At 53.2% G+C, this 7,486-nt stretch carries 7 protein-coding genes and 1 tRNA gene; 1 reads left to right on the top strand and 7 read right to left on the bottom strand.

The window, feature by feature from the left end; genetic code table 11:
* The 5 genes from JW953_19455 to JW953_19435 all read right to left on the bottom strand — a co-directional run.
* The coding region (locus JW953_19455; GenBank protein MBN1994882.1) for a DNA polymerase I at window positions 1-1,176 on the bottom strand (1,176 nt) is incomplete at its 3' end.
* A 43-nt stretch (window positions 1,177-1,219) separates the two neighbouring features.
* Window positions 1,220-1,465, bottom strand: coding sequence for a hypothetical protein (locus JW953_19450; protein MBN1994881.1), 246 nt, complete (start codon window positions 1,463-1,465; stop codon window positions 1,220-1,222).
* A 142-nt stretch (window positions 1,466-1,607) separates the two neighbouring features.
* Window positions 1,608-2,387 (bottom strand): phosphatidate cytidylyltransferase, encoded by a 780-nt coding sequence (locus JW953_19445; GenBank protein MBN1994880.1) that lies wholly within the window; start codon window positions 2,385-2,387, stop codon window positions 1,608-1,610.
* 20 nt (window positions 2,388-2,407) lie between these two features.
* The gene (gene gyrA / locus JW953_19440) at window positions 2,408-4,969 is read right to left on the bottom strand and encodes a DNA gyrase subunit A (protein MBN1994879.1); all 2,562 of its coding nucleotides are present in this window, start codon (window positions 4,967-4,969) and stop codon (window positions 2,408-2,410) included.
* Window positions 4,970-4,980: 11 nt separating this feature from the next.
* Window positions 4,981-5,958 carry a site-specific DNA-methyltransferase gene (locus JW953_19435; protein MBN1994878.1) on the bottom strand — a complete coding sequence of 326 codons (978 nt, stop codon included), beginning with the start codon at window positions 5,956-5,958 and terminating at the stop codon, window positions 4,981-4,983.
* A gap of 318 nt (window positions 5,959-6,276) precedes the next feature.
* Between JW953_19435 and JW953_19430 the strand changes: the two genes are divergently transcribed.
* Window positions 6,277-6,359: transfer RNA gene (locus JW953_19430), tRNA-Leu, on the top strand.
* Between the two features lie 76 nt (window positions 6,360-6,435).
* On the opposite strand, the gene JW953_19425 is transcribed toward JW953_19430, so the two are convergent.
* Together JW953_19425 and JW953_19420 are read right to left on the bottom strand one after the other, a co-directional pair.
* A complete protein-coding gene (locus tag JW953_19425; protein MBN1994877.1) occupies window positions 6,436-7,218 on the bottom strand; it encodes an IclR family transcriptional regulator in 783 nt (260 codons plus the stop codon).
* A 136-nt stretch (window positions 7,219-7,354) separates the two neighbouring features.
* Window positions 7,355-7,486: fumarate hydratase C-terminal domain-containing protein (locus JW953_19420; GenBank protein ID MBN1994876.1), on the bottom strand; the 132-nt coding region annotated here is incomplete at its 5' end.

Genomic DNA, 7,486 nt, shown 5'->3' with positions numbered 1-7,486 from the left:
GGGGGCGAGGTCAAAGAGAGCCGCCTGGCCGCGTTGCGGTTGTATTTGGCCGTGGGCCAGCGGAATGTAATAACCTTCGCCCGCGGCGGGCGTGATGGCCAGGCCCACCAGGTTGGCTTGCACTTCGTCGGTGCTGTCGGTTTCCACGTCAACGGCCAGGTGGGGTTGCTGCTTTAATTTGGTCACCAGGCCGGCCAATTTTTGCGGCGTATCCACGGTAACGTAACGGCCATCCGGTGGTTGGGGCGCGGTAACTTTGGCCGGTTTGACGGTGGCTACTTCTGTAGGCGATTTATCGGGCGGCGCGCCGGGGATACGATTGAAGATGGTGTTAAATTCAAGTTCAACAAATAGATTGGCCACTTCGGCCAGGTCAAAATCCGTTGTTTTGCCCGCCGCAATGTTCAATTCCACGCCGGGCACGTCGGTAATGATCCGCCCCAGATCGCGGGACAGGAAAGCGTTGTCCCGATCGGTTTCTAATTTGGCCCGCAGTGAGGGGGAGATTTCGGGCAGGCGGCGGTAAATTTCTTCCAGCGTGCCGTACTGTTGAATGAGGGTAGCCCCGCCCTTTTCGCCAATGCCTCTGACCCCGGGAATATTGTCGCTGCTATCGCCCACCAGCCCTTTTAGCTCAATGAGTTGTTTGGGCGTAACGCCATACCGTTCTTTTACGCGGGCTTCGTCGTACACCTCGCGGTCGGCAAAACGTTTGCCGGAGATAATCACTTTGATATTTGGGGCAACCAGTTGAAAAGCGTCCCGGTCGCCGGTAACAATGAGGGCCTCGATGCCGCGCGCGGCAGACTGAGCCGCCAGCGTACCCAGCAGGTCGTCGGCTTCGTAACCTTCTTTGGTGAAAACGGGCATGTTAAAGGCTTTGACCAATTGCTCGATGCGCGTAATCTGGCTGCGCAGGTCATCGGGCATTTTCTCCCGCGTGGCTTTGTATTCGCCGTACATCCGATGGCGGAAGGTGTCGCCCCGGTCAAAGGTGACGATGAAGTAATCGGGGTTGTACTCTTTCCACACGGCCAGCAGCATATTGGTGAAACCGTAAACGGCGTGGGTCGGCTCGCCTTCTTTGGTGCTGAAGGTGGCGGGCATGCCAAAGTAGGCCCGGTAAGCCAGGGCGTGGCCGTCAATAAGCACGAGCGTTGGTTTTTTGATGGTCATTGTTTCATCTCCCAGATTCAGGGCTGCATTTTTCTGTACCGGATCATTTTTTTACATCCGGCCCGCGCTGTTTGAGCCTTTCCATGGTTTGCACAATTCTATTCCCCAGGGCTTCTTGTTCTGGTTGACTTTTGTCCAGATGTTCAAATATGTACCGCCTCAAGGCATCACCTTCTAATCGCCGGAATTCGGCCCGACATTCCTCACAAATCAAATCTTCGGTAACAATCAAGTCGCCGTAAAACATGCTAAAAGGTCGCCGGCAAAGGATACATGTAAAGTCTCGCATTGCCATCCCCGGCATGGTTTATCTCCCTTGAAAATAGGAGTCCGAACCTTGGTTTGGCATGCCAGAGCAAGCTCTGGACTCCATTTTTATGCTTGGTGGTGAACGCAGTTAATGAGAACTCCTGGTCGTTTTCGCCTGCTTTTTACCCAACCCACAGCGCATAGTAATAAATTACCACGCTCACAAACAACAAACTGTCTGCTCGGTCCAAAAAACCGCCGTGGCCGGGGAAAAGGTTGGAAGAATCTTTCACGCCCACATGGCGTTTCATCAGCGAGATAGACAGGTCGCCAAACAAGGCTGCAATGGTTACAAGTACGCCGGCCGCCAGGCCCGTGATCCAACTAAGGTTGGAGAAAGGGATCACTATGGCCGCGCCCATCACCCCGCCCACCAGGCCGGCCGCAAAACCTTCCCAGGTTTTTTTGGGGCTATGCCGCGGCCAGAGTTTATGTCGGCCCATGGCCCGGCCAACAAAGTAGGCCAGCGTGTCGGCCAGCCAGGTAGCCACCAGAGCCAGCCAAACCCAGGCCAGGCCGTTGGCCAATTGCCGCAAAGCGACCAACTGGCCCAAACCCCACCCAATGTAAAGCCCACCGGCCAGGGTCAAAGCCCAATCGGCCGTGGGCGCCGGAGTGAGGCGAAAAAGCTGCCAGGCCAACGAGAGCAAAATGGCCAGGCTGAAGAGCAGGGGCAGGCTGACATCGGGCCGGTACCCGGCCAATATCAGCAAGGCAATCAGGCCAAGCACCATAACCTTATTGGGCGCATAACCGCCCACTTTCATCATCTGGACAAATTCCCAGCCGGCAATTAAGGCAAACAGCGCCGCTCCCAGGGCAAACCAGATGCCGCCCATAAACGTGATGACGGCTACGAGGGGAATGGTGATCAGGGCGGTAACAAGGCGGGTCCGCAGCATAATAAGGTATCCCCTTTAACTCAGTTATCCTGTCCATTGTCTGATGTTTCAGTAAGGGCCAATTGAGATGATGTTGGCTCAGATGTTTGGGCCTTAGAGTCTGGTCCATTAATGATCTCTTCTTTGCTCTCGTTATCAGCGTTCTTATCATTTGGGGCCAAAACGGCCACCGAAGCGACCACATCATCCCCTTTGAACGACATGACTTTCACCCCCCGGGTAGCGCGCCCCAATTTGGAAATACTTTTAATAGCCGTGCGCAAAATGACGCCATCCCGGGAAATAATGGTCAAATCGCCTTTATCCGACACTACCCGGGCGGCCACAATATCGCCGGTTTTGCTCATATTTTTGGCCAGGGTGCGGATGCCGCTGCCGTTGCGGCGCTGCAAGGTATATTCGCTCAAGGGGGTGCGTTTGGCAAAACCTTTTTCGGTGACCACCAGCAAATCGGCTTCGGGTTCAACCACGTCCATGCCCCTAATTTCGTCGCCGGCTCTGAGCCGCATGGCCCCTACTCCGGCTGCCGTCCGGCCCATGGGCCGAACGTCATTTTCATTAAAACGAATGGCCTGTCCCTGGCGCGAAACAATCACAATCTCGTTTCGGCCGCTGGTCAGTTTAACCCAGCCGAGTTCGTCGTCTTGGTCAAGATTGAGCGCAATCAAACCGCTGGGCCGCACGGAAGAAAACTCGCTCAGGTCAACGCGTTTGATGCGGCCCTGGCGGGTCAGCATCACCAAATATTCGGCCTGGTCAAAATTGGGCACCGCCACTGTGGCCGTAATTTTTTCACCCGGCACCAGGTTAATCAAATTAATGATGGACGACCCCCTGGCGGTCCGGCTGGCGTCGGGAATTTGGTAAGTTTTTTCAGAGTAAACTTTACCCCTATCCGTGAAGTAGAGAATGGTATCCAGAGTGCTGGCGGTAAACAAAAACTCAACCTCATCCTCATCGCGGGTGGTCATTCCGGTTACGCCGCGCCCGCCGCGGGCCTGGCTGCGATAGGTTTGGGCCGGCACCCGCTTAATGTAACCCCGCTGCGTGAGGGCAATCAACACCTTTTCATCTTTGACCAAATCTTCTTCGTCAAAGTCTTCGGTCACGTCAACCAGAATGCGGGTGCGCCGTTCGTCGCCATACTTCTCTTTGAGTTGGGCCAGGTCGTCTTTGATCAGGCCCAATATTTTTTGCGGATTGGCCAGTAGATCCTCCAGGTAAGCAATTGTCTGCATCACTTCCTGGTATTCATCTTCAATTTTCTGACGTTCCAGGGCGGCCAAACGGCGCAATTGCATGTCTAAAATGGCCTGGGCCTGGATTTCGCTCAGTTTGAATTTTTGCATAAGTTGCGTGCGGGCGGTGTCGGCGTCCTGGCTTTGGCGAATGGTTTGGATAACGTCGTCCAAGTAGCCCAGGGCAATCCGCAGCCCTTCTAAAATATGCGCCCGCTGTTTGGCTTTGTCCAGGTCAAATCGGGTGCGGCGCGTAATTACGTTGCGGCGGTGCTCAATGTGTTCCAGTAGGGCGCGTTTGAGCGGCAGCAGGCGCGGCACGCCGTCAACCAGGGCCAGCATGTTGATGCCAAAGGTAGATTGCAGGGTGGTGAATTTATAGAGTTGATTCAGCACCTTTTTGGGTTGGGCCCCTCGCTTCAGTTCAATAACAATAGAGAGGCCGGCCCGGTCCGACTCGTCGCGTAAATCGGAGATGTCTTTGATTTTGCCGTCGCGCACCAAATCGGCAATGCGTTCCAGCAGCGAGGATTTATTCACCTGGTAAGGAATTTCGCTAACCACAATGCGGTGGCGATTGCCCTTGATCTCTTCAATGCGGGCCACCGCCCGCATGGTGATCCGGCCCTTGCCGGTGGCATAAGCGTTAACCAGGCCCTCATGGCCAAAAATAGTAGCGCCGGTGGGAAAGTCCGGCCCCTTGACAAATTTCATCAGATCGTCAACGGTCACGTCGTCAATGGTGTCGTAGCGGTCAATCAGATAAGCCAGCGCGTGGCAAATTTCCACCAGGTTGTGAGGCGGGATATTGGTGGCCATTCCCACCGCAATCCCCGAGGTGCCGTTGAGCAATAAATTGGGCAGGCGGGCCGGCAGCGCCTGCGGCTCTTGCAAACTGCCGTCAAAATTATCGGCCCAGTCAACAGTGTTTTTGTCAATATCGGCCAGCATTTCCTGGGAAATTGCGGCCAGACGGGATTCGGTATAGCGCATGGCCGCCGGGCTGTCGCCATCAATGCTGCCAAAGTTGCCCTGGCCATCTACCAGCACGTATCGCATTGAAAAATCCTGGGCCATGCGCACCATGGCGTCGTACACGGCTATATCTCCGTGGGGGTGATATTTACCCAACACGTCGCCCACCACCCGCGCGCTTTTACGGTACGGCGTATTGTGCCGGATGCCCATATCGTGCATGGCGTAGAGAATGCGGCGATGCACGGGCTTTAAGCCGTCGCGGGCGTCGGGCAAGGCCCGGGCTACAATCACGCTCATGGCGTAATCCAGGTAGGCCACTTTCATTTCGTTTTCAATATCTACGGGTTTTACGATTCCTATTTCCATGGGTTGTTCCATTATGATTTATCTGACTGTATTCTTTCAGGTAAAGGGTCGCCATTTTCTAAATAAGACTTAAACTCTTTTTCAAACGGATGCCCATTTTGCCAGCCGAGTTTGCCGGTTTGGCGCAGTTGTTCCAGGCGGCGGATGGTAATTTCACAATAGATAGGGTCCATATCCATAGTGAAACAGGGGCGTTGGGCCCGTTCACAGGCAATCAAGGTTGCCCCGGAATGGCTGAAAAAATCAATCACCAGGTCGCCGGGTTGGGAGCTGGCCTGGATGATTCGTTCGATCGCCTGGAGCGGCTTTTGGGCATAACAGCCGGAAACATTTTCTTCCATCCGGTAAAACACTTGTTGAATGTCAACCCAAACATTGCCCGGCCGGAGATGGTGAGACTTGCTGCGTTCTAAATTTTCGGTAAGGCGGCCGTTGACTTTTTTATAATAACCCCGCAAAATTTTGGGGATATCGGTGTATTGCACCGCAAAAAAGGGATCACCCTTAACGTAATAAAGCAGCTCTTGCCGCACAGCCATCCAGTTTTTTTGCGTGCCGTAACCGCGCTGGTTGCGCATGGTCAAAAAGCTGCGCGGCTCAAAATCAAACTCGCGCATCATCACCATAAAGTCGGGCAGGGGCTGGAAATGATTTTTTTGGTCCGCGCCCAGCCAAACATAAAACGCACTGTGTTTAGCCAAAACGCGCCAGGTATGGCTTACCCACTGCCGGCACCAATTGATATAATCCGCTAACTGCCGTTCCGCAAAGGCCACCAGGTTGTAGGGCGGATCGTGAATAGCCAGTTTGGCCGGTTCTCCGGCCATTAATTGGTCAACATCTGCGGCCTTTGTCGCATCCAGACAGCCCACTTTATGGACATTAAGCGGGTCACGCCAAATCTCACCCGGTTTCAGGCGACAAAACGGCAGTATTTTTTGTCTTAACGTTTCAGCCCGATCCAGCCTGGGTAAAGGGTTTTGTTTCATCAGAGCGAATTTTTTCTTGGCTTGTGCGGGCCACGCTGCGCCAAATTGCTGATAGGATAGTATAGCATACCTCGCCTTTACCGACAATCATTTACCTGCTTCTTGAAAGGGCTGAGGCCCTAGATATAGTGGCTCTACTCTTAAAAAACAGACCTCAACCCACTATATGTAGATTCAGGTCCTTAGCCTCTTTCTGATTTTGAGAAATCAGGTGCATCAGGGTTCTATTTTGCTCTATCTTTTGACAAAATGGGCGGAGGCGGTATAATTGTGAACGGCTAATTATTCATTAATCATTCACAATTAATTGTTACACCGGCCTCGGTGGTGGAATTGGCATACACAGCAGGTTGAGGGCCTGTGCCCATTAGGGCGTGAGAGTTCGAGTCTCTCCCGAGGCATTATATAAAGTTATTTTTAAGACGTTGGTTAATACAATCAGCGTCTTTTTTGTTTTTGAGCTGAAGCCACGTGAAATCATGACCTTGTATTTGTCTGAGGATGCGCCGCCATCTCCACCTCTTGGGCGATGTTACGAGCGGTGGCCAGAATTTGAGGGGCGATTTCAATCATTTGTTCTCGATTGAACCGGTAGGCAGGCCCAGCAATGGCGACCGACGCGATAGGCTGGTCGTTCAGATCGAGGATCGGGGCAGCGACGGCGTTAATCCCTTCCTCATATTCTTCCAAGGAGAGGGCAAAGCCCTGCTCTCGGGTATGGCGTAGGGTTTCAAACAATACTTCTGATGAACAAAGCGTATGCTGAGTAAATTGAGACATACCGCCCTTTAGAATACGCCATCCTGTCTCCTCGGGCATAAACGCGAGGATGGCTTTGCCAGAGGCTGTAGCATGGGCGGGAAGCCGCTGCCCAATGGCCGCAGCCAATTTGACCCGTTGTGGACTTTCGAGCACATCCAGAAAAATAACATCCATATCATCCAACACGGCCAGATCAACCGTTTCGTGCTGCTGCTCCCACAAGTGAAGTAGAAACGGAGCTGCCAGCCGGCGCAGGTCGTTGTGCTCTAACGTAAGATAAACCAGCCGGAGCAGGCGAATACCTGGCCGGTAAATGCCTGTATCCGGGTCTCGTTGTACGAAACGCTTTCCCTCTAATGTGGCCAACAAGCGATGCACTGTACTTTTGTACAGCCCAACTTGCTCGGCTATTTGGGTCAGGGTCAGCTCGGGTGTTTGCCTGGAGAAGCACAAGAGAATATCTAAAGCCCGCTCCACCGCACGAACTGATTGCTTCAAGGGGTAATTACCTCCCTCTGCCACATCTTACATATAGCGGAAGCTTATCTCGGCCCATAAAATAGTACACATCAGAAATATTGTCAAACTATTCTACAGACCTCATTTTGCGGGCAAAGTCCCAAACAATACGTGCCTAAATACCGATCAGTTCGGTCAATTTCTCCCCCGACTTGGTCTCAATTTGCTGGTGAATACTCTCGCCGTGGCTGTCCATAGTGACCACCACCGGGAAGTCTTCCACGCGAATGACCCACATGGCCTCCGG

This window comes from Anaerolineae bacterium, assembly GCA_016931895.1.
In the GTDB taxonomy this organism is placed as follows: domain Bacteria; phylum Chloroflexota; class Anaerolineae; order 4572-78; family J111; genus JAFGNV01.
Note: the sequence above shows the minus strand (reverse complement) of the source record. Positions and strands in the feature narration are given on the sequence as shown.

Excerpts from the sequence above, each read along its gene's own strand:
- JW953_19445 (MBN1994880.1), bottom strand. The coding sequence starts at position 2,387 with ATGCTGCGGACCCGCCTTGTTACCGCCCTGATCACCATTCCCCTCGTA.
- gyrA (MBN1994879.1), bottom strand. The coding sequence starts at position 4,969 with ATGGAAATAGGAATCGTAAAACCCGTAGATATTGAAAACGAAATGAAA.
- JW953_19435 (MBN1994878.1), bottom strand. The coding sequence starts at position 5,958 with ATGAAACAAAACCCTTTACCCAGGCTGGATCGGGCTGAAACGTTAAGA.
- JW953_19450 (MBN1994881.1), bottom strand. The coding sequence starts at position 1,465 with ATGCGAGACTTTACATGTATCCTTTGCCGGCGACCTTTTAGCATGTTT.